This window comes from Bacteroides faecichinchillae JCM 17102, assembly GCF_000614145.1.
In the GTDB taxonomy this organism is placed as follows: domain Bacteria; phylum Bacteroidota; class Bacteroidia; order Bacteroidales; family Bacteroidaceae; genus Bacteroides; species Bacteroides faecichinchillae.
On sequence record NZ_BAKK01000021.1, the window covers coordinates 42252 to 63658 of the forward strand.

At 35.7% G+C, this 21407-nt stretch carries 23 protein-coding genes; 4 read left to right on the forward strand and 19 right to left on the reverse strand.

Translation table 11 applies throughout. The annotated features are described in order from the left end of the window. Positions 1 to 78: 78 nt before the first annotated feature. Together JCM17102_RS11765 and JCM17102_RS11770 are read right to left on the reverse strand one after the other, a co-directional pair. Positions 79 to 2238, reverse strand: coding sequence for a DUF5686 family protein (locus JCM17102_RS11765; protein ID WP_033886783.1), 2160 nt, complete (start codon positions 2236 to 2238; stop codon positions 79 to 81). 125 nt (positions 2239 to 2363) lie between these two features. Continuing rightward, positions 2364 to 2729, reverse strand: a complete 366-nt coding sequence (locus JCM17102_RS11770; protein WP_025075267.1) for a hypothetical protein — start codon at positions 2727 to 2729, stop codon at positions 2364 to 2366. A gap of 144 nt (positions 2730 to 2873) precedes the next feature. Between JCM17102_RS11770 and JCM17102_RS11775 the strand changes: the two genes are divergently transcribed. From JCM17102_RS11775 to JCM17102_RS11785, 4 genes are all read left to right on the forward strand, one after another. Next, positions 2874 to 5189, forward strand: coding sequence for a DUF3987 domain-containing protein (locus JCM17102_RS11775; protein ID WP_025075268.1), 2316 nt, complete (start codon positions 2874 to 2876; stop codon positions 5187 to 5189). A gap of 251 nt (positions 5190 to 5440) precedes the next feature. Further along, positions 5441 to 5920, forward strand: a complete 480-nt coding sequence (locus tag JCM17102_RS11780) for an HU family DNA-binding protein (protein ID WP_025075269.1) — start codon at positions 5441 to 5443, stop codon at positions 5918 to 5920. Positions 5921 to 5986: 66 nt separating this feature from the next. Further along, positions 5987 to 6088, forward strand: a complete 102-nt coding sequence (locus tag JCM17102_RS30680) for a smalltalk protein (RefSeq protein ID WP_159106330.1) — start codon at positions 5987 to 5989, stop codon at positions 6086 to 6088. A gap of 10 nt (positions 6089 to 6098) precedes the next feature. Beyond that, positions 6099 to 6542: an N-acetylmuramoyl-L-alanine amidase gene (locus tag JCM17102_RS11785; protein WP_025075270.1), complete on the forward strand. Its 444-nt coding sequence runs from the start codon at positions 6099 to 6101 to the stop codon at positions 6540 to 6542. A gap of 100 nt (positions 6543 to 6642) precedes the next feature. Here the strand turns inward: JCM17102_RS11785 and JCM17102_RS31680 are convergent, their stop codons facing one another. The 17 genes from JCM17102_RS31680 to JCM17102_RS11870 form a co-directional block, all read right to left on the reverse strand. Beyond that, positions 6643 to 6768, reverse strand: coding sequence for a HepT-like ribonuclease domain-containing protein (locus JCM17102_RS31680; RefSeq protein WP_245798521.1), 126 nt, complete (start codon positions 6766 to 6768; stop codon positions 6643 to 6645). After that, positions 6765 to 6896, reverse strand: a complete 132-nt coding sequence (locus tag JCM17102_RS31685) for a hypothetical protein (protein WP_262481107.1) — start codon at positions 6894 to 6896, stop codon at positions 6765 to 6767. The genes JCM17102_RS31680 and JCM17102_RS31685 overlap by 4 nt, the downstream gene beginning before the upstream one ends. Positions 6897 to 7004: 108 nt before the next feature. Beyond that, the gene (locus JCM17102_RS11800) at positions 7005 to 7298 is read right to left on the reverse strand and encodes a nucleotidyltransferase family protein (RefSeq protein WP_025075271.1); all 294 of its coding nucleotides are present in this window, start codon (positions 7296 to 7298) and stop codon (positions 7005 to 7007) included. Between the two features lie 249 nt (positions 7299 to 7547). Beyond that, the gene (locus tag JCM17102_RS11805; protein ID WP_025075272.1) at positions 7548 to 7781 is read right to left on the reverse strand and encodes a DUF4248 domain-containing protein; all 234 of its coding nucleotides are present in this window, start codon (positions 7779 to 7781) and stop codon (positions 7548 to 7550) included. A gap of 84 nt (positions 7782 to 7865) precedes the next feature. Beyond that, complete coding sequence (locus JCM17102_RS11810; RefSeq protein ID WP_025075273.1) at positions 7866 to 8492, reverse strand: sugar transferase; 627 nt, start codon at positions 8490 to 8492, stop codon at positions 7866 to 7868. Positions 8493 to 8545: 53 nt separating this feature from the next. Continuing rightward, positions 8546 to 9580 carry a glycosyltransferase gene (locus JCM17102_RS11815; RefSeq protein ID WP_025075274.1) on the reverse strand — a complete coding sequence of 345 codons (1035 nt, stop codon included), beginning with the start codon at positions 9578 to 9580 and terminating at the stop codon, positions 8546 to 8548. 46 nt (positions 9581 to 9626) lie between these two features. Continuing rightward, the gene (locus JCM17102_RS11820; RefSeq protein ID WP_033886787.1) at positions 9627 to 10505 is read right to left on the reverse strand and encodes a glycosyltransferase family 2 protein; all 879 of its coding nucleotides are present in this window, start codon (positions 10503 to 10505) and stop codon (positions 9627 to 9629) included. Continuing rightward, positions 10502 to 11485: a glycosyltransferase family 2 protein gene (locus JCM17102_RS11825; RefSeq protein WP_025075276.1), complete on the reverse strand. Its 984-nt coding sequence runs from the start codon at positions 11483 to 11485 to the stop codon at positions 10502 to 10504. Before JCM17102_RS11825 ends, JCM17102_RS11820 begins: the two co-directional genes overlap by 4 nt. A gap of 1201 nt (positions 11486 to 12686) precedes the next feature. Then, positions 12687 to 13673, reverse strand: coding sequence for a glycosyltransferase family 52 (locus tag JCM17102_RS11835; protein WP_025075278.1), 987 nt, complete (start codon positions 13671 to 13673; stop codon positions 12687 to 12689). A gap of 2 nt (positions 13674 to 13675) precedes the next feature. Continuing rightward, positions 13676 to 13876 carry a hypothetical protein gene (locus tag JCM17102_RS30355; RefSeq protein ID WP_148302054.1) on the reverse strand — a complete coding sequence of 67 codons (201 nt, stop codon included), beginning with the start codon at positions 13874 to 13876 and terminating at the stop codon, positions 13676 to 13678. Between the two features lie 70 nt (positions 13877 to 13946). Next, positions 13947 to 14789, reverse strand: a complete 843-nt coding sequence (locus JCM17102_RS27390) for a polysaccharide pyruvyl transferase family protein (RefSeq protein WP_051572892.1) — start codon at positions 14787 to 14789, stop codon at positions 13947 to 13949. Between the two features lie 11 nt (positions 14790 to 14800). Continuing rightward, the gene (locus JCM17102_RS11845) at positions 14801 to 16018 is read right to left on the reverse strand and encodes a Coenzyme F420 hydrogenase/dehydrogenase, beta subunit C-terminal domain (protein ID WP_025075279.1); all 1218 of its coding nucleotides are present in this window, start codon (positions 16016 to 16018) and stop codon (positions 14801 to 14803) included. Next, positions 16005 to 17276, reverse strand: coding sequence for a lipopolysaccharide biosynthesis protein (locus JCM17102_RS11850; RefSeq protein ID WP_025075280.1), 1272 nt, complete (start codon positions 17274 to 17276; stop codon positions 16005 to 16007). The genes JCM17102_RS11845 and JCM17102_RS11850 overlap by 14 nt, the downstream gene beginning before the upstream one ends. Positions 17277 to 17597: 321 nt before the next feature. Beyond that, entirely contained in the window at positions 17598 to 18644 is a 1047-nt protein-coding gene (locus JCM17102_RS11855) for a nucleotidyltransferase family protein (protein WP_025075281.1), read from the reverse strand. Beyond that, on the reverse strand, positions 18644 to 19339 hold the full coding sequence (locus JCM17102_RS11860; protein WP_025075282.1) for an acylneuraminate cytidylyltransferase family protein: 696 nt from the start codon (positions 19337 to 19339) through the stop codon (positions 18644 to 18646). The genes JCM17102_RS11855 and JCM17102_RS11860 overlap by 1 nt, the downstream gene beginning before the upstream one ends. 6 nt (positions 19340 to 19345) lie before the next feature. Then, positions 19346 to 20344 carry an N-acetylneuraminate synthase gene (gene neuB / locus JCM17102_RS11865; protein ID WP_025075283.1) on the reverse strand — a complete coding sequence of 333 codons (999 nt, stop codon included), beginning with the start codon at positions 20342 to 20344 and terminating at the stop codon, positions 19346 to 19348. Positions 20345 to 20349: 5 nt separating this feature from the next. Further along, the gene (locus JCM17102_RS11870) at positions 20350 to 21381 is read right to left on the reverse strand and encodes a lipid II:glycine glycyltransferase FemX (RefSeq protein ID WP_245798518.1); all 1032 of its coding nucleotides are present in this window, start codon (positions 21379 to 21381) and stop codon (positions 20350 to 20352) included. Positions 21382 to 21407: the final 26 nt, after the last annotated feature.

The following is a 21407-nucleotide window of genomic DNA, read 5'->3' on the forward strand; positions in this document are numbered from 1 at the left end:
AGGTAGCAACATTTTCTTGATTGACAAAAGAATACCGATAGAAAAAAAATAATGATTGTACATTAAAAACATATAAAACTATCTGTTGAACAACTCAAATGTAAATTTGCATCCGATTTGGTCAAACTTCCAATTCTCACTGCTGACAAATACCCCTACATCAAATATATGTGTACCAATGCCATACCCAACTTCCAGATAAGGCTGAAGATGGGGCATAGAAAGTGCACTGATATAGATACGTTCATTCTGCACATAACGGGTGTATTTCATCAGGTGCTTTAATACAAGGAAAGGGGCTTCGTAAGTAAAGTGTCCGCGAACATACCGACGGGAAGAGTTATACCAACGACCATCGAGTAGCTGAAACACTCCACCGATTTCATCGTTCCAACCGACCGGAAGATTCCGGCGGGAAAAGTTGGCAAAGTCTACGAAATACAACTCATTCTGATTGGTGAACATTCCGAATCCGAAACGATAATAGATGTTTCTCATCAATCCCAAACGGATTTGGTGTTGCAAATCAAATTCTACTTTCTCATACTCGCCCGTACTTTTGAATACACCTTTAACTCCCCGCTCGTAATCGGCAGAAAAAGTCGGATAATTCGAATGAAGGTTGATTTTACGTTTCCCATTCATATAATAATACAGGCAAGGAGTCCATTCCAAACGAAAACGAGGAGCGAAACTTATATAAGTATTCTTAAACCGTTTCATGAATTCGGGTGGAGGCATCGGGTAATTGCCAATCATTTCAAAACGAGAAGGTTGGACTGCCGTTCTTTTATGTGCCGAGAAACCAACACTTACATCCAGTCCGTTTACAACTTCAATGCTATGGCGGAAATTAAAGTATAAGTCCTTAAAATAATCGAGATGTATCAAATCGAAATTGAAAATGCTATCCGGCATAGCCTTCAATTCATCCAGCACCTTACTACTATAAATACGGTTACCATTCCCCACATTCAACCTAAAGAATCCTCGTTTTTGAGGAAAATATTCAAAATCGGCATTCAAAGACCAATAAAACTCTTTGCGGGTAAAATTATATCCCAGTTTAGGTACGATACGAAGCCACTTATCACCACGAAAAAGACGGTTATAACGGAAATCCTGCCGATATGACAATCCATTACTTCCGCTATAACTGAATAAAAGGGGATTGATAAATGGCGAGAAACGTACACTTCCGATATTCGATAGATTAAACTTGTAATCTTCCAACATCAAGTCGCCCATTGTTCCCCAGAATGTCTGACTTTTCGATTTACTATGTTTCGCAACTGTATCCTTTCTAATCATATAATCCTTATATAACAGCTTTTCTCCATCTGTTAACGGAATCGGGCGTAACACAGCAAAAGTAGAGGCGTCTGTTTTATAGGCATTTGTATCACATCGTAAAGAGAAAGACTCCGAGAGATTATACTTCTTTTTTTTCTTCACAGCTGTTTCTTTCTCTTTCAATTCAATGGATTTATAATCCAACGAAGCTGTATAGTTTCCATCTATCTTATTACCAAGAAAATTAAAACGAGCATCCAATACATAACGTACAGGCAGAAACTCATCTATCTCTCCCTCCTCTCCCATTTGAATGTTACAAGTAAAGGTAAGCAGTTCCGACCGTCCGGAAAAACGAATCTCCCGTATACTCCAACTATTGCTGCTAACAATCATATACCCCCCAACCAACTGGTCACTTTTGGTTTTAGGAATGAATCGTATCCTATAATCAAAATTACTAGGATCTCCCATAATACTATCGATCCGGTATCTATAATATTTACGTCCATTTTTGGCCAAAGGTGATAAAAGACGCTCATCATTGAGCAAAGAAGACGAGTAAATATTCACATTAAAATATTCCAGCAAACCGGGTAATCCCCTATTCCCTCTTACAGTTCCTTGGGAGGCTTTTACTTTTTGGTCGTAAATATTAGGTGCAGTGTAATGAAGATCACTATATGTTTCCAGTAAATATTCACGAACTCCTTTCTGTAATCGAAACATCGAAGGTACATAGCGAAGAATAAAATTCTTCTTCTTGATGTCCATCTTACCTTTTATATAAAGATTTGCTTTGTAATCTCTGACAATTGTTTCATAAGTAGGAACCATCTCCATCACGCACTCAACAATAGAATCTACAGAAATTCCTTGCCCGATTGACGGATTCACAATATTACCAGCTGTTCCTTTTACAAAAAAAGAGAACAAACATAGCATATATAGTATCAATATCTTACCTCTCAATAGTCGTATCTCCCTGCTAATGGAAAGCAAATATAGAAAAGAATATTGAAAATCAAATAAATCCGGTCCTAAAAAGAGTTATTGCAAATAGGTTCTATTCACACTTTAACTCCTTCCCAGCACATAACCACCATCCACTCTTCCGGCTGACAGTTCCCATTATTTTTATGAGGAACGATACCGACCACCAGATCACTGTGAGTTTCCAATGCAATCTTCAATTCTTTCTGGAGCACTTTCATCAAAATAACCAAATGAATCTCGTCCATGATACAGTTTATCACACGTACATACTGATAAATGCACACATTGTGTCCGTTCTTAACCGCACTTATATCACGAGCGGACATATGAAGTTCCATTTCCAGATAAGGATAACTAAGTGACGCATCCACATTCATTAAACTCACCATGATATTATTCAGAAATTCATAAGAATCATGTTTCCCTTTTACTACACCCATTTCAGTTAAATATTTATAATTGTTTGTTATATATTTGCTTATTCAATCTGTACCGACTTATGGTACAGCCTTAAAAAACAGACTTCTTACTTTTGCTCCGGCTATCCCGATAGTGAGATAGATAATCAAAAACTTCAGTATCATATGAAAGCATTAGAAGAAATCAAAGTTTCGGTCTACGAAAGTGTGTATTCCAAAAAACCTCGAGTGACCTCTTTCCAAGAAGCGATTTTTATGTGTATTAAACCTACCTATGCGAGCATCATTAATTCCATCAGACGCTATCATCAAGAAGGAGAGCGTGAAGCTGCACAACAAATGAAAATCAAACTCCCCTGTTTCACACCTGCCGGAACATTCAACGGAGCACATGCCATTAAGAATTTCCTGCAACCAAGCAATATTGTCGGCCTTGACTACGATCATGTGCCCAACCGATTGGAAATAATCCGGCTCTGTGCCGAAGATCCACACACAATAGCCGCACTTGAAAGCCCGACGGACGGTGTGAAAATCTTCGCGTACGTTGAAGACATCGAAGGACGATACCGAGAAGCACAGCAAATAGTGAGCCATTATTACGACCAACTGCTCAAGCAGGAAAGCGACCCCGCCTGTAAAGACGAAAGTCGCCTGTGTTATTTCACTTATTCCCCCAACGGATATATTGCCAGCCTATATCAACCGTTCGAACTGGAATATTTACCGGAAACAGGGAATATTAACGCTACCGGACACTTTCCCGTTTCCAATGAATCGACTGTCCCGGAAATCTCCGAGGAAGAGGTTAAAGTTTTCCTTTCGTCCTACATTTTCTTAAATCCGCTAGTCCCCGGAAAGCGACATAGCAACCTATTCAAACTAGCTTGCGAAGCCGGAAAAAGACAATATCCCCAAGAATCCGTATTACGCGGAATTATGGCTTTTTTCAAAGGGACCGATTTCACAGCCGAAGAGATAAAGTCCGTATTACATTCTGGTTACCAAACCGTTAGCAACAGCAGCACAGCTTCACACTCCACATTTTCCCATTCCCCTCAAAACGACAAAACGACAAAAACGCCATATGACGCTTTTGCAGGAGAACTTGAAGCAGACGAAGCATATTGGCAAGGCGAAGAATATCGGAAAAACACACCTTGTTTTCCGGAAAGTGTGTACGAAAATCTTCCCAATCTTCTGGAGGGATGTATCCTTGAAGACGAAGGAGAACGTGAAAATGATATTTCCATGTTGTCTGTATTTACAGCAATAAGTGCCGCACTGCCGCAAACTTTCGGAATTTACAATCATAAGAAATACACTCCTCATTTCTATACCGTCATCATCGCTCCGGCAGGAAGCGGAAAAAGCGTGGCACAGACCGGACGTTATCTGTTAGATGAAATCCAACAATATATTCTCTCGCAAAGTGAATATCAGCAGAAAGCATACGAAAAGGAACATATCCGATGGCAAAAGAGATGCATGAAAAAAGAGAATTGTGAGGAAGAGATGCCCGATGCTCCAGAAAGACCGGCCTTCAAAATGTTGTTTATCCCGGCAACCACCAGCTATACGCGAATGCAAATACAAATGAGAGATAACGGGGGACTGGGAGGTATTATTTTCGATACTGAAGCCGAAACCCTTACCACTGCCAACCATCTGGATTGCGGTAATTTCAATGATATGCTTCGAAAAGCATATGAGCACGAGAATATTGAATCTTCTTACAAAGCGAATGGAATTACTCCCATTATCATCAAACATCCTAGTCTTGCCATGTTTCTAACCGGAACTCCCGGACAGTTGGAAGCCTTGTTAGGAAGTTACGAAAACGGCTTGACAAGCCGGGTCGGTTTCTATACATTCAGACTTGATCCGAGTTGGAAATCAATGGATGACGACAGTGTGTCACAGGAAGAAATCTTCCATCCGTTAGCACATCAGGTATTCAAGTTATTCAATTTTTGTTTGAACAATCCGGCCTTATTTCACTTCAAGCGTTCACAATGGAATCAGTTAAACAAAACCTTTTCCGGATTATTGAATGAAGTAGTGCTGGAAGGAAATGACGATCTGCAAGCAGTTGTGAAAAGATATGCTGTCTTAGTAATGCGTATCAGTATGGTACAGACCCGTATCCGCCAGTTCGAAAACAATGATCTTTCACCGGAAATCTACTGTACCGACATCGATTTTCAACGTTCATTAGAAATCGTACTTTGTTGTTACGAACATAGCCGCCTCTTACTCTCATCTATGACTTCATCAGGCGGTCATCCACTAAAAGATCCTAACATAACAAGAAGATTTATTAATGAACTTTCTGATACATTTACTACCGATGACGCCATCAAAGCCGGCGTAAATTACGGCTTCAGTTCTCGCAAAATAAACAGGTTACTAAAATCACTTAATGGGGTGATAATCACAAAAATATCCCATGGTTCATATCGAAAGCTGAATGGTAAATAACGTCATATGTCGTTTTTGTCGTTTTGTCGTTTTGAAACACTGAAAAAAACATTGGGAAGTTTGAAATAATCTTTTCAATGATTGAGTTCAAACATTGGGAAGAATGAAGACAAACTTCCCAATGTTTTTATCTTTTTTCAGTACGTCGGTGTACGTCATTGTACTTTATGCAGGTTCCGCTATATCGTATCTTTGCTATGTAATCGGTTACAAAATGATTCAAAATTTCAAAACTTAAAATTCTAATTGTTATGGCTCAGAATTATGTGATTATGGCTCGAAAGAACCTGTTGAAACCGGACGAAGCCCCCAAGTATTACGCAGTGGCACGCAGCGGAAAGAAAGTTTCCGTTAAGGAGGTCTGCAAACGTATCACCGAACGTTCCTCTTACTCCAAGGGAGAACTCGAAGGATGTATTGGAGAGTTTCTATTGGAGATTGTCAATGTATTGGAAGAAGGAAATATCGTACAGATGGGTGACCTGGGAAATTTCCGAATGAGTCTCAAAACCGGCACTCCTACAGCAACGGAAAAAGAGTTCAAGGCATATTGCATTGAGAAAGGCAAAGTGCTATTTCATCCGGGAAGTGATCTTCAGAAATTATGTAAAGCGATGGACTTCACTTTGTATAAGAGCGACAACAAGTCCGATTCGAAAGAGGATGAACCGTTGCCTGACGGCGGTGGATCTGATCCTGATGACGGAGAGTCTCCTGATCCGACCCTGTAACAAGTAAATCGGTGATTCATTATTTAAAATTCAAATGATTCATTTAAAACGTAAAATTGTATGTGTATGAAAAAACAAGTTTGGAAAAATGTTCTTCAGTTTATCGTAACGATAGCCACGTCTATCATTTCTGCCCTGGGTGTTACCTCTTGCATGGGAAGTTTATAAATAGATGAAGATGGAAAATTCAAAAGATGAGTATCTTCCACGTGAGATTAAGTTGTTGGTGATTCATTGCAGCGCTACGCGCTGCAATGTCCCCTTCTCTGTAGAGCAACTTCGCGAATGTCATCTGCAAAGAGGATTCAAAGATATCGGTTATCATTTTTATATTACCCGTAACGGAGAAGTACATCAGTGCCGTCCGTTTTCGGAACCGGGAGCTCATGTGAGAGGATTCAACCGGCATAGTATTGGAATTTGTTATGAAGGAGGACTCGATAAAGAAGGCCGTCCGGTAGATACGAGAACGCAGCCACAACGCTTCGCACTGATCGATCTACTGACTATCCTCAAACATCAGTATCCGGAGGCACAAATTCTGGGACATTATCAGTTAAGTGCTAATATTCATAAAGCTTGTCCTTGCTTTGATGCGAGAAAAGAATATTCACTGATATAATTTTGTGTATAATCCCTAAAAATTACGGGAGACGGCGAAAGTGCTGTCTCCCGTGATTTTAATATATCACTTACAATATAGGTTTCACAATTTCCGCACTTCAATCACCAAATTCATTGATAATTTGCTGTAATACATTCCGCAACTGAGGCAAATCATGTTTTATCACATCATAAACAATTTCTGCATCTAAATCAAAATAGTGGTGTGCAATTATATCCCTCATACCCATAACACCTTTCCAATCAACTTCCGGATACCTAACAAATAAGTTTTTTCAGTTAGCTTATCTACTCCTTTTACTCCTTCTCCTATTGCAATTAATAACATACATGTACTTTCCAATCTTTCCATGCCTGAAGGAGTCAATAAATAGAAGGAGAAGTGATACTTCCTGAGTTAGATAGAATCCTCTCTACTGTTTGCAGAATCTTCTTTAACAAAGATTGTATAATTTGATTTTTACACATAAATTCCATCCCTATTTATACACATCTTTAATAGTTCGTCCATGTTATTACGCAAACGAACAACATCAACTGAACATCTTAGCAATTTCTCTAATTCTTCTTTTATATGGACTAAAGTAAATATAGACGGCCTGTCTATTTCAACACAAACATCAATATCACTTCCTTCATGCTGCTCACCACGAGCCACGGACCCAAATATTCCCATACGAGAAATACCATATTTTTCAGCATTCCCCCGCATATACTCACGAAGTAAAGACAAATATTCTACAGTACTTAACATATAACCAATTATTAGTTTATAACAAAGAAAGAAATTTTCTCCCAATAATCAAAGCTTCTATCTCCTTTTTATTATAAAACCCTCATAACTTATGAAAATGCTTATGTACCTTTTCCAAGATAATCTTTTTAGATGCTTCCAAAGTTATACATTCGTTATCTAGTTCTTCTTGAGTAATCATAGGTACCACTTCTTCTTTATTGCACCGCTGATATTATACCATTTCCTCACGCGCAACAAAAGATTAAATCAGAATTCTCCCGGCTTCCCCAGATAATAAGCTATCAAACGTACTTCCCGCACAGAAAAGGCTTTCGTTTTCGGATGAAAATCCGTAGCCAATATCTCATCCATCAAAGGTTGGCAACGACGCATCCAACGACGGAGCTTATCAACAGAAGCACGAACACTTATATCAGGAAAATACATTTGGGCAAGTTCTTGTTTGTTGTAGCATTTCACTACAAAATCTGGTTGGTTCATTGTATCTTTATATTTGGATTATAGGATATAAAGATACAAAATAGATCACTAATACACAACAAAATAGCGCAACATTTCGAATCTCTAAAATTTCTTTCCGAAAACTATATTTATGAATGTTCTCACTAGAATTTTAAAATCAAACCACCAAGAACGATGTTGCAAATAAAATAGATCGTATCGTAGACGACGTAACATTTTCTCCATTGTATCTGTATACCCGTTATATAATGTCGCATACGAAGTCACTCCCGGACGGATCTGATACAAGAACCGGTAACGAGGATCACGTTCCATTATTTGATCAATATAAAACTTACGTTCCGGACGAGGACCAATAAATGCCATTTGACCACAAAAAACGTTCCAAAGTTGCGGTAACTCATCCAAGTGATGTTCACGCAAGAACTTTCCCACTTTGGTCAATCGGTTATCTTTTCCTCCAGCATAAAGCTGAGGTCCCATAGATTCTGCATCCAAACGCATACTGCGAAATTTGTAGATGTAGAACGGACGGCCGAAACGTCCTATACGTTCCTGTTTGAAGATAGCAGGACCGCCATCTTCACGATGCACTACGATGTAACAGATTAAAAACAACGGAGAAAAAATAATTAGTAAAATCCCCGCAATGATACAATCCCCCACTCGTTTAACATTGCGTTCAAAGCCATTCATTCCATCACGAATGAACTCGTCATCATACCCCATGATAATTATTGATTAAAAAAACAAAAAAGAATATTCAATTAATTGTACATATATTATTGTTTGTATATCTCCATATACCCCTCAACCATCTTTTCAACTGTTAAATCCTCATTAAATCGTTGAATAGCTTTTTCTGAAAACGATTTATTTACTTCGTCATGCTCTAGTATATATTTTATTTTTTCGACAAAAGCTTCTGCCACATTCTCTACTACATAACCATTCTCCCCATTCACCACAATTTCACTTATCCCCCCTACATTTGACGCAACAACAGGCTTACCATAGCTCATAGCCTCCAATATTACCATTGGTAATCCCTCATAGTTACTAGTCAATATAAACAAATCTGCATAATTTGTATATGCACCGGCATTAGGAATATTACCCATAAAGAAAACATTCTGTAGATTCTCTTCTACAACTTCGTGCTGATTCCCGATCCAGATAAAAGCATATTGAGGTAATAAAGATGCAACTTTAAGAAACAGTTCTAGGTTTGTCTGAGGTGACAAACGCGCAATACAAAGTATTTTGCGTTTATACTGACTACAAAAGTTAAAGGGATTGGATTCTAAAATAACAGGTTTTAAAATACCATTATATACCAAGCAAACATTATAAGTTATTTTTTCCTCTTTCAAATAATGCACATCATAAGAGCTAACCCCAACAATTGCTTTACAACGTGTTTGAAGCATACGTTCTATCGGCAAATATTTTCGATAGGCAACACGTATTGAGTCAACCCCATGTACCGTATATACAACCTTTGATTTAGGAAATACCAGACGTCCTAACACACCTATCTTAGAAGAATGAAGATGAATAATATCAGGCTTATATTCGCGATACAATTTTATCAATGATAGCCCGGTTTGCACATCTGAAATTAGTGACAAAGATCTTTTCAAATGTTTCACAGAAACTTTTTGCACATTAGTATTCAACATTTTCCACATCTTACCATCCCCTTCTCCCGCTGCAACAATGACTTCGTGGTCTTTACTCAGACTATTAGCCAGATTAACAACAACAGATTGCGCCCCACCTAGTTCACAGAGCGTTATAATTTGAAGTATACGCATATATAACTTTAGTTATTACACAAATCAATTAAGTATTGTATTCCGATTAATTCCATACATCTTTATCCTGAATAGCAGCATCTAGCTCCACCATAGCCTTTTGCATATCAAATGATATAGAGTATCGTTTATTAGTCTTCCTTAATGACACTAATACATCCATCTGATTAGTAAAATGACAATACAGACAGAATATACTTTTCGCAAAAGCAAAAACTATATTTTTTACAGCAGTCAACCAATTAAGATCATATTTTATGGGATGGACAAAAATTCTCAATGAGCTCATATGGGTGGTTAAATATTTCTTACAAGTTGGAATCCCATATTCTCTATAAAACATTAATGACTCTTGCAAATTTCGGAATTTTGAATATTTTAGTGTCCTCATCCACAACTCCTTATCTTCTATTCTTACAAATTTATCATTATATGGATTATTAACAAACCAATCTCTCTTAGCCATTACAGATGGATGGAGTATATACATATTACTTGTAATAGGAATATTTGGCATGAGTATACACGCATGAACCTCATTGTTAGCACCTATCGAATAGTACGAAGTACCCAAAACATCAATTGTACTATCAAGTTTCAATGTTTCTAATTGCTTCTCAATTCTCTGCCTATTCATTATATCATCAGCATCCATACGGGCATAATACTCTCCTTTAGACATTAAGACGGATTGATTCAACCTATATACCAGTCCCCTATTACCCCCGTCGGAAATCACCTTTATACGCTTATCTACAAAAGAAGTAGCTATAGCCAACGAACGATCTGTACTCCCATCATCAACCAATAATATCTCTAAATTAGTATATGTCTGGTTTATAACTGAACGTATTGCATCTGCTAAATGAGCTTCAGCATTATAAAAAGGAATAGCAACGGTTACTAAGATCTGATTATTATTCATATCATTAATTTTATCCAAAGTCCTATTTTAATATACAACTTCAAAATAAACTTACATTTATTATCTAATAAAAACAATATAAATCTATCTTTATTTGCTATTTCATCCTTAGTATAAGTTGTATTATCAGGAAATATATTCATTGCATAATCAAAGGCATCATTATTATAAACTGACGATTTTAAAAGATGAATCTTAAGAAACGTTTTGGAAAGAGATAAAACTCTTAAATAATATGATCCATCTCTCTTCAAAAAGAAATCAGAAAGAATAGTCATAGCCCTTTCCAGACTTTTCACAGACCGAACATTGACAGAAGCCGTATAAGATGAAGAATTATACTTTACATAATAATAGCAGACCGAATCAAGATATACTATTTTTTTAGCATTATATATTAAGCGAGGGGTAGTAGCATAATCTTCGCCATAACACACAAGAGGATCTAATTCAACCCCTTGATAAAGATCCTTCTTACAAAAGCGAAAACACAATTCAAAACGAGACTGTCTAGTAAGTACATTATAGAGATAGTCCTCCTTTATTTTAGGAATGGATTGAACAACTATCTTATAATGGTTAGAATACACTTCAGTAGCATTAAATAGAACCATATCAGCATCACTTTCGTTAGCCTTATTTACTAGTAGTTCAACAGCATCCATAGAAATATAATCATCACTATCAACATGCCAAATATATTCACCTTCTGCATATTGTAAGCCACTCCTCCTAGCAGCTGTAAGACCTTTATTTACATCATGTGTTACTACACAGACTTGATTAGCTCGATGAGGATACTCAAGAAGCTTTCTTTCAACATGCTTCATACTATCATCAGGAGTAGAATCATTCACAAATACATACTGAATATTTATGTAACTTTGCGAGAACAAAGAATCCAAACACTTGTCTATATATCGTTCTACATTAAATATTGGAACGACTATAGACACAAGAGGTAATTGAATATTTACCATAAAAATTATCTATTATAAATATACGGAGAACCCGACGAATCTATATTTTCATAAATCCAGTTATCATCATAATCCATTGTCAAAGCCACAGGAAATGGAGAAAACAAATAGTACCAACGGGTTATAGTATGTATTCGCCAGCCAACAAAAACAGCAAGAACAGTGTACAATAGATAGATCTGGAATAATCTCTTTACTTTTAAAACACCCACATACTTGATTAAGAATACAATACCATATAAAAAGAAAAAACTCTGAACACGACCATTTAACGCAAAAAATGAAATAGTAAATGCGTATAACAAAAAAAAGATTATATACAATAGAGGTATCCTTATTAATTGGAACTTTCTTACAAAATAGAATTATAAACAAAACATTAACAGCATATCCAAATATAACAGGTAGCCAGAAGAAAATATTAAAACCGGAAAGATACGAAGTATCCGAATATCTTCCTTCAGTATAATTCACTAAATAGTTTCCCAGATCTCCTAAAGGTAAATAAGACAAAAGAAGATTCAACGAATTAGAAATTACCAAAAGAGCACCGAATATAACATAAAAGAACGATTTTTTAGGTATATAAAAATTAAGCATTTTCATTATGATCAGCATTATTATCATCAAAATGCTAAAATGAAAATAGACAGCCAAAATCAATAATAAGAAATCGAAGAAACTTTTTTTATGAAAAACATACCTTTTACAAATATAAAATGAGACAATTACAGCAGCAAAAGTAAACCTTAGGCCAGTTGCAATAGCAGAAAAAGGAATAATTAATACAACAAATCCAAAAACAAATAGTCTATCATATGATCCTTTCTGCTCCGAATCACTAAAATAATCATATAATTTCAAGAATAGTAACGATGCTACAAATACTAACAAAAATCGAACAAAACCAAAAGAAATCTCATATCTTGTAAATATAAACTCTAGAATGTACAACAAAAAGTCTATTTTTATATTATACGACAGATAAAGAAAAAATTCATTCTTGTCCATCATAGATATAGTACCGAAAATTTTCCAATGACGATAAAGGTCTGCAGTAGGTGGAACCAGTAAAATTGCACACAGTCCCATAAACAAAGCAAACAGTATATATGCATTTTTCTTCTGTTTATAACACCTATTAATTACCATTGGCATTGCTAAAACCGGGCAAATTAAGAATACCAACCATATGAACCAATCAGTTTGAAGAAGGACCTTTAATTGTGCTTTTTCCATATTGTTCTTCCAATCGCGGATGACATTCAAGTCCTAAATAATGCAAGCGACTATCTTTGGGGAATGAATAAATAGCTGTACTATCAATGGTATATACGTCATCAAAATGAATACCGACTAATGCAAAAAGTTCTGCAGGCAACTTCCTAGAATAAACAGTTATATTGGGAAAGACCTTAGTATAGTCTATACTATCACGAGGATGAGTTTTAAGAAGAACATCTTCTGGCTGATATTTAGCAATTATATCCCCATAAATATTAATCATAACATCATCACCGACATCTTGATTATAGGGTTGGGTTAAAATAATAACCTTTTTCCCCTTTAACATTGAGATATCCTCATTGTCAAAATCAAATAAATATTTTATATATTCCTGGGCTTCACTCTGATTCCACATTTTATTCAGATCTATCACAGTTGCTTTATTTTTCACACACTGAGGTATCTCGTCTATTCCTGTCATCACCACCTTTTTTGACTGTCTGGGATATCCATATTCCCCTTCTCCCATTATAGGACCATAAAGTAGTTTATATAGCCATTTAGGATGGAGATTCGTAGTACGAGTTATCTCATTTATATCATAGTTTGCAAGTCCGTCTTCAAGCACTACCATTGTGCGTTTACGCAACAGAGCTGGAGTAAACCATAGATGATCACCACCATAAATAGGAAGTTTTTTAAGAAATGGCCATCTAAAATAAGAAGTACAATAAAGCCCGAAACGATACAGAACCCTCATAAGATAAGGTTTTCGTATCATCTTTAAATACGAAAGACACTTTTTATACTTCATTTTTTTCTGTACTTCTTCTGAAATAGCATCAGACACGAAAAAGAAAGTAGACTCAAACTGTTCTTTTCCGTAAACCAACAGGTATAATAACATGGAATATGTAGAAGCCAGGAAACACACCGCTTTTATATCTTTATATTTAGCCATTTTTACACCTCCATTCGCATTTCTTTTGCACGTTCCAAATTCTTCTGTAAATAAACAGCCGCCTCCAAACGGTAATTTCTCAATGCCTCTTCAGTCAATTGATAATCAATATTTCTCATTAACTTCTCGCCTAACTGACTGTAATGACTAACCAAACGGTCAGAAAGGTGTAGCATAGATAATAGACTCGTCAACTTCTGCATATTGGAAGAGCGTAAAAGAGTACAAAATCTACTATGAGTTATAATAGAAAATATACTTCCATGAAATGTATCAGTAACTACATATGAAGCATTTTTTGAAATAATCAAAAATGTCTAAAGGAGAATTAGGAACGAATTCACTATCACACCAACTATAACTACAAAACAACGATATAATCCGCAGTTTATATTTAAGAGCATAAGATTTTATCTCAGCAACTTCCTTTTTACTTCGAATACGTCCTTCGTAACTATAAATCAAAATATAATCTTCATATTTTACTGACTGCATCTTAGATATCTCACTCTGATAGCCATAAATAAGCACAGGATCGAGATGCATAGTAGGAATATTACCTGTCAATTCCTTGATGATTTCATATGAATTACGATCACGAACAGAAATATTTTTCAATGCCTTTAAATGATGACTTATCTCCTCAGCAATACCATATTGGAAAAGTTGCTTAATTGTAGTATGCCCAAACGAACCAGCATAGGAAAAGACATAAGAACAATCCATTTTTCCATAAAGTTGAGGAGTATACCCCCAAGATGAGTTTTGTACAGCATTAAAAACCTCATCACTACCTATCACCACTGCATCACAAGCACTAACATCAACCCCTCCATTGGGATCTAACTGTTTATAAAACTTCTCAAAAAGGGGAGCCAGAGTCTTACCATGATTACGAGTTATAATCTTCCCTCTGATACCCATAAGCCGCAAATCTTTCAAAAAACGTTTAATCCGACAAGGTATCGACTCTGACACTAATATTATGCCAGGCTCAATATCAATAAAGCCTACTTCATCAGCCCCATTAACTAAAAGCAACTGTTTCAATGCATAAGCTTGTAACCAAGAACCATAATTAGGCACTCTCTGCATAGATAATATACCCACCTTCATCTAAATATCTACTATTTCCTTAATAAAATTCGTTTCAATCTTCTCCATACTCTTTGTGGTAAACGCAAGATGCGTTCAACAATAAATACCAATCTCCACATGCGAGTACTCCATAAAAGAGAACTCTTTAACATACATTGTACCACCGGAGTCATAAATGCTTTTCCTGCATTCTGCTTCATCTGTCCTTGGGCAACTACATCAAAAGAATGTTGCGTAAGTTCGCAAAACCGTTTCAATTTTTCAGCAATTGCAAGTCCCTTAGGAGTGAAACAGACTAAAGCACTAACCCCCTTCTCATCATTTTTATAAGCAGCTCCCCAAAGATCACCAATACGAATATCAGCAGCTGAAGCGTCATATTTATATTTACACTGCTTACTACATGCACTACTACAGCAATAATCACCTAAAAAGAGACTATAAAAAATGTCACCTTGCGATAATCGGGAATTTAGATAAGTTTTTTTTTCTCTAATTAATATATTATACGAGTCTTGCCAATCCACTTTATCACCAGACTTATCTTCCCCATCTATCCCCATAACCCATGAATCATGCCAACCGGTTGTTTTATTACGCCATGACACATAGGTAACCTTTCCCACTTGCTGTTCAACCAAAGCGATGTATTTTTTCCAAGCCAACATAGATGTAACGCTATGACAAAAGAAATCCATAAGAACGAAGTTATCTTCCACTTTAAACTTTCTAACATACCTTCTAAAAGAATCTATTTGGCAAGGTGTACCTGTCACTAAATATTTCTCTTTTCGATTGATGGCGCAAAATCCATCCTTAGTATAACTTTGAATATATTTACTTCCTATGCTCTGAATCAGTTCTTCTACAGTAGTAGCAACGTAATGTTCAGCAATGTTTTTATCAGAATTATATCGAACGCCACAAACCTTGTAACCATTATCTAATAAAACGCGTCCTAACTCAAAACCGACCCCGCCGCTGCTACATTTACGCCGAACAGCAGCTTCTGTGCTCCATGCTGCGAAGCTCTTTAAAGGCTTACTTTGAATGGAAATACCCTCATTATGAAAAGAACAAACTGAAAGACATAGACCACAATTAGTACATTGATCAGGTACTAAAATATAAGGTTCATAGAATCCTGTATCATTCAATCGAATACTTATAATATGCTTTCCACAAGCCACAGCACAAACTCCGCAACCAAAACAGTCTTTTATATATGATATATTATAATTCGTCATGATACTTTACATATTTATTCAACACAAGATTACTTCTATATACAACAAGTACCACCATCAGCAACTTAAGAAATATATACAGCAAACAAGTATAATACAAACTATATTGAGTAAATACCATTGAAAGTGCTAAATGTAATAGTGAACAACAGAAGGTAATACTCATCAATTCTTTTGTCTTGTCATAATAGAACAGATAATTAGTATATAGGAAATATATACACTGAAAATAGCCCGATATTGCCAATAAATAGAAATAGGGTAAAGCAGAAGCATACTTAGGCAACAAAATAGGTACAAAAAGAGAACATCCTCCTACCACAGATATTGCACCAATAGTATAAATAATAAAGATAGATTTTGTCTGTCGCTTTAATTGATTCCATTTGCCATTGATATTTGAAGACAGCGTTTTATAGATAGATACCGAATTGGTAGAATTGAAAGCAGAACCTATCATATCTATAATATTAGACAAATTGAGTGCGAAACTAAATATACCAACCTCCTCCAATGAATAATAATGGTTGATGATATATCTGTCTCCTCCCTGTTTAATCCAAGAAGTAGCCAAATGAGGTATTAAAGGAATGCCCCACATAAGAATAGGTTTTGCTTTTGACCAAGTTATTCCTTTAAAAAAAAAGAGTTTGAACCGATTAAAGATAAAAATGGCAATAATACCGTATAATGCAGCACAAGTAAACTGTGCATATACTCTACCCATCCAACCATGGTGAAACGCCACAACAAGAAGTAAAGATAAAGTAAAGTTGATTATCGCAAAACCACAACTTAAAACCCCATACGAAATTATTTTTTCCCTAATTCTATAATAATCGAGTGCTATTTGAAAACAACATCCCATTAACGCAATAGCTAAAGCAAACCAAAGGAACTCCATAGGGAGTTGAATAACATCAACCAAAGTCGTATTGCCAATGAAAAGTACAATAGCCAAAATAGAAGCAACAATAAATGATATGAGAAAAATTATGCTAAAATCTTGTTTGAATTCAACTATATTCTTCTTAAAAAATGAAACAGATACATAACCATGAGTAGACAACGAAATGACAAAGCCTAAAAAAGTAATAATTGTATTGAATAGACTAAGCGTTCCATATTCCTGTGGTGCTATATAGTTAGCCAATATAATAAGAAGCAAAAAACTGACTCCTTGATTAAAAAATGAAAAAAGCGAAAACAAACTTCCTTTTAATAGAAGTTTATTATTGAGAAATCTTTTAAATATCATTTGTATTTATAATAGTTTTTAGCCAGCACAATACAAAAGAGATCAATTTATAGTTCTATGAATTTTCCTATTGAAAGCGCTTCTTTTAATGCGCAGTGAATACGACTATTGCATTCTACAATATTTACTAACAGATTAGATAATCTTTAATGTTTATCAATAAGGGACAATAAAGCTATGTCTGCATTGTTAGACATTGCAAAGTAGTAATACAAATAGATATTAGGATTTTATCGCTAGATAAGTCAACAAAATAGTAATTCCTTCTTCCAATCAAATGCATCGTATTGAATAATTAAAAATTCAATGCTCTATTTATAGTTACAATTGCAAGTGTTTCACTATTTCTTGTGCTCTCTGATAATCTTCATGCTTACCAATATCAATCCAATAACCGGTAAGCGGAAAACGAATGACATTCTTCTTCTCACACACCAACATTTCCATAAAATCCGTTGCATTAAAGAAAGAATTATCGGGAATTTCTTCCAACAACTCACGTTTAATCAGATAAATGCCACCATTAGCATAATAGTTATAAATAGGCTTTTCGCAAACTCCTTCTATATTACGCCCCTCCAGTTCAAAGATTCCATAAGGCACAGAAACAGAGTACGGCACTGCCGCAACAGCCATATCGGCATTATGCTCTTTAAAATGAAGATAAAAGTCTTCAAAATCAATATTAGTAAAGAGGTCGGAATTCATTATTAGCACTGTATCATTATGAAATGCCTCAACAAATTTAACAGCTCCAATCGTCCCTAAAAACTGCGGTTCTCGTACACACCGTACCTGTATACCTGCTCTCTTTTCCGCAAAGTGTTCCTCGATCTGTTCACGCAAATAGTTTACCGTAACTGATATATGCTTTACACCAAAATTAATGAGCCGGTCTATATTATAGTCAATAATTGATTTGTCCCCCACCTTCAACAGAGGTTTAGGAGTTCTTTCTGTCAATGGGCGTAAACGTTCACCTTTACCACCAGCCATTAGTACAGCATCTATAGGAAGAAGTGATTTTTGTTGCTTCAAATTCAGGACATCCACTATCCTCTTCTCTTCATCTAAGATAGGTACTAAAACAATACCCTTTTCTTTGAAACGATGGATATGTGGTACCAAAATCCTGTTAGCATCCAGATAAAGAAAATCACGATGCATAATTTGATTCAACGGACTATTTAACAGAACTCCTTCAACCAATTTTCTACGAATATCACCATCGGTCAATGACCCCCTCACTCTTCCTTCGGCATCTATGACAAACAAGGTTAAAGCCTCATTTTTACTAAAGGAGTTCAACTTTTTCAAAGCATCAAGTATGCTCAGACTTTCATCTATCAAGTATTTTGAATCACACATTATTCTACCATCTTTTCTTTCAACATAAGTTCGGCTATCTTCCAATCAAACATCGTATCTAAATCTACGGAATGAATATCATCCATTTCATATTTCTTTATTCGCGTAAAACCAGATAGACCTTTTTCTTTTAAACTCGTTGGATTAATCACATAAATAGATCCATTAAACTCCCATACTTTTGGAGCGTCTTGACGTCTCTCTATCTTTCCATCTCCTTTGCTGACAGTCAGTAATCCTTCCTTACCCTCCTCAAAGCTATTATAATACGGATTGGTTGCTGCTTCTTTCACAGATACAACCATATCAATAGAAGAATCATACAATGCAAGTGCCTCTTTCAAATGGATAACTTTTCTAAATGGAGAAGTAGGTTGAAGCAATATCAATACATCAAAAAAATGTCCCTGTTTCTCATAAAAATCCAAAGCATGTAATAAAACACCATTTGTACCTGCTTGATCAGTCGATAAGTAATCAGGCCTTTTAAAGCCGACTGATAAACCATAAGACTCTACCATGCGAATAATCTCATCATCATCAGTCGAAACACAAATATTCTCATCTGAAACAATTTGCCGCGCAACATCTATCGAATAAGTGATCAAAGGTTTACCACACAGTTCTTTTATATTCTTATGAGGAATTCCTTTACTTCCTCCTCGAGCTGGTATTATAAACAAGACTTTAGACATAGCATATTATTTTAGTACAATCGGTTCATCTATGGAAAAGTCTCTAATAGCAGTTGTCCCAATTATAGTATCCCAATTGTATGGAATAAGACCTTTCCCCGTTCGCTTTACTGTTAGATTATTTTCTCCTAATATTTCTCCTCGCATAATTGCACAAGATGCAACAATCGTTTTCTGAACAGTTTTGCTAATTTCTTTTTCGCTGGAATTAGGCTTCTTTATACCGTCACCTAAAGCCTTTTCTATATTACGAATTGAGCAAACCATCTGCTTTAATTCTATCGGATCAAGAGAAGCCTTATGATCAGGTCCGTCCATCATTTTATCAAGAGTAAAATGCTTCTCTATAATCTCAGCTCCCATAGCAACAGCAGCTATGGGGACTTCTATGCCCTCCGTATGATCAGAATAACCGACCGAACAACCAAAGACACGTAAAGCATTCATTGCTTTTAGATTTACTTCATCCATAGGACAAGGATAATTACTCGTACAATGAAGAAGCACAACAGAAGGCGCCCCATACTCAAGTAAAGTATCATAAGCTATTGCGACTTGGGCGAGGGTACTCATACCTGTTGAAAGTATCACCGGCAATTTCTTCGAAGCAATCTTTCGCAGATATGGAACATTTGTTATCTCTCCTGATCCTACCTTCAACCATGGTAATTTTAGACTGCAAAGAAATTCCAGACTCTCTTCCTCATCAGGTGTTGAAAGGAAATTAATACCGATACTATTACAATAATCTCGTATATCAACAAACTGGGAATAGGACAACTCCAATGATTTCAACATTTCGAACTGAGACTGGTGTTTATTTCCTATATTATTCTCCTGATAACGAGCTAACTGAGCTGTATCCGTCACAATCTTCTCTGTTTTCCATGTTTGGAATTTCACAGCATCAGCACCAGCCTCCTTAGCGGCATCACATAGTTTAAATGCGAGTTCTAAATTGCCATTATGATTAACTCCCGCTTCAGCGATTATATAAACTGCCATTATCTTCAATATTTATATTTTAATAAGAAAGACTTATACTTATCTATCTTCTCCGGTTTCTTTTTAGCCCAAGCAAAACACAAAGAATCATATACGGGCTTATTAAAAATCATTTTTCCAGTAGCAAATTGGCAGGTACTCTTTGAAAAACGGCTCTTAAAGTTGAATAATGAGTCATCCGGTTTTGAGGTAGAGCCTCCTCCCAAATGAAAGTATAAGGCACCCCGACGTTTCAACTCTTTCGCTGCTTCATATAACATATAGTTGTTTGGAGAAAGGAACAAATACTCTTTATTGCTTCCTGATAAGTGATAATGAGCATAAGGTGCACTATACATAAATATTGCAGCGGAAAGCACTTTATCACCCAACTTTACAACACCTAAGAAACTATTTGGTAACTTCTTGATAAACTCTTCATAATACTTTCCATCAAAATAGTAGAAATCATCTGCAGACAATCGATCCATTGTAGAATTATAGAGACGGATAAAGTCGTGTATATACTTATAACCGTCATCTAGCACAAATTCTAGTCCATTCTTTATCCCTTTTTTAATTACATTCCGATTCTTGGTATGAATTTCATTCTTCCATATTTCTTCTTCAGTCATAGAAAGATCTATAGCAACTGTTTTTCTGTCCAGAATAACATTACCAATACTTTCACAATCAATAAAATTATTAAGAAGTGGATGAAAGCGGACAAAGCCTGCGACATAATTATTTTCAGAAAAGTACTTATAAAGTTCTTTCATTACAGAGATACGAAAAACTTTGTTTTTTGTATTAAAGATAGGACCTCCATACCCATAAGCTGTCTCAAAATCATAGTATGCTTTCTCATCAAACAGAAAAGATCTACATAAAAAAGGAAATAGCATATAATTCCCGTCATCTTCAGCAACAACACATTTAGGCACTTCTTTCTCTGTTTTGTAAAGGCAAACATATTCTTCTTGAAAATAGATATCCTTTTGCTCTGCTTCAAAAAAGGATAAATACTCATTCCAATGTTCTGTTATAGTTATCTTCACAATTATACCAGTCTTTCTATTATACG

Coding starts and splice junctions, on each gene's coding strand:
- JCM17102_RS11765 (WP_033886783.1), bottom strand. CDS start 2,238: ATGCTATGTTTGTTCTCTTTTTTTGTAAAAGGAACAGCTGGTAATATT.
- JCM17102_RS11770 (WP_025075267.1), bottom strand. CDS start 2,729: ATGGGTGTAGTAAAAGGGAAACATGATTCTTATGAATTTCTGAATAAT.
- JCM17102_RS11775 (WP_025075268.1), top strand. CDS start 2,874: ATGAAAGCATTAGAAGAAATCAAAGTTTCGGTCTACGAAAGTGTGTAT.
- JCM17102_RS11780 (WP_025075269.1), top strand. CDS start 5,441: ATGGCTCAGAATTATGTGATTATGGCTCGAAAGAACCTGTTGAAACCG.
- JCM17102_RS30680 (WP_159106330.1), top strand. CDS start 5,987: ATGAAAAAACAAGTTTGGAAAAATGTTCTTCAGTTTATCGTAACGATA.
- JCM17102_RS11785 (WP_025075270.1), top strand. CDS start 6,099: ATGGAAAATTCAAAAGATGAGTATCTTCCACGTGAGATTAAGTTGTTG.
- JCM17102_RS31680 (WP_245798521.1), bottom strand. CDS start 6,768: ATGAGGGATATAATTGCACACCACTATTTTGATTTAGATGCAGAAATT.
- JCM17102_RS31685 (WP_262481107.1), bottom strand. CDS start 6,896: ATGGAAAGATTGGAAAGTACATGTATGTTATTAATTGCAATAGGAGAA.
- JCM17102_RS11800 (WP_025075271.1), bottom strand. CDS start 7,298: ATGTTAAGTACTGTAGAATATTTGTCTTTACTTCGTGAGTATATGCGG.
- JCM17102_RS11805 (WP_025075272.1), bottom strand. CDS start 7,781: ATGAACCAACCAGATTTTGTAGTGAAATGCTACAACAAACAAGAACTT.
- JCM17102_RS11810 (WP_025075273.1), bottom strand. CDS start 8,492: ATGGGGTATGATGACGAGTTCATTCGTGATGGAATGAATGGCTTTGAA.
- JCM17102_RS11815 (WP_025075274.1), bottom strand. CDS start 9,580: ATGCGTATACTTCAAATTATAACGCTCTGTGAACTAGGTGGGGCGCAA.
- JCM17102_RS11820 (WP_033886787.1), bottom strand. CDS start 10,505: ATGAATAATAATCAGATCTTAGTAACCGTTGCTATTCCTTTTTATAAT.
- JCM17102_RS11825 (WP_025075276.1), bottom strand. CDS start 11,485: ATGGTAAATATTCAATTACCTCTTGTGTCTATAGTCGTTCCAATATTT.
- JCM17102_RS11835 (WP_025075278.1), bottom strand. CDS start 13,673: ATGGCTAAATATAAAGATATAAAAGCGGTGTGTTTCCTGGCTTCTACA.
- JCM17102_RS30355 (WP_148302054.1), bottom strand. CDS start 13,876: ATGCAGAAGTTGACGAGTCTATTATCTATGCTACACCTTTCTGACCGT.
- JCM17102_RS27390 (WP_051572892.1), bottom strand. CDS start 14,789: ATGAAGGTGGGTATATTATCTATGCAGAGAGTGCCTAATTATGGTTCT.
- JCM17102_RS11845 (WP_025075279.1), bottom strand. CDS start 16,018: ATGACGAATTATAATATATCATATATAAAAGACTGTTTTGGTTGCGGA.
- JCM17102_RS11850 (WP_025075280.1), bottom strand. CDS start 17,276: ATGATATTTAAAAGATTTCTCAATAATAAACTTCTATTAAAAGGAAGT.
- JCM17102_RS11855 (WP_025075281.1), bottom strand. CDS start 18,644: ATGTGTGATTCAAAATACTTGATAGATGAAAGTCTGAGCATACTTGAT.
- JCM17102_RS11860 (WP_025075282.1), bottom strand. CDS start 19,339: ATGTCTAAAGTCTTGTTTATAATACCAGCTCGAGGAGGAAGTAAAGGA.
- neuB (WP_025075283.1), bottom strand. CDS start 20,344: ATGGCAGTTTATATAATCGCTGAAGCGGGAGTTAATCATAATGGCAAT.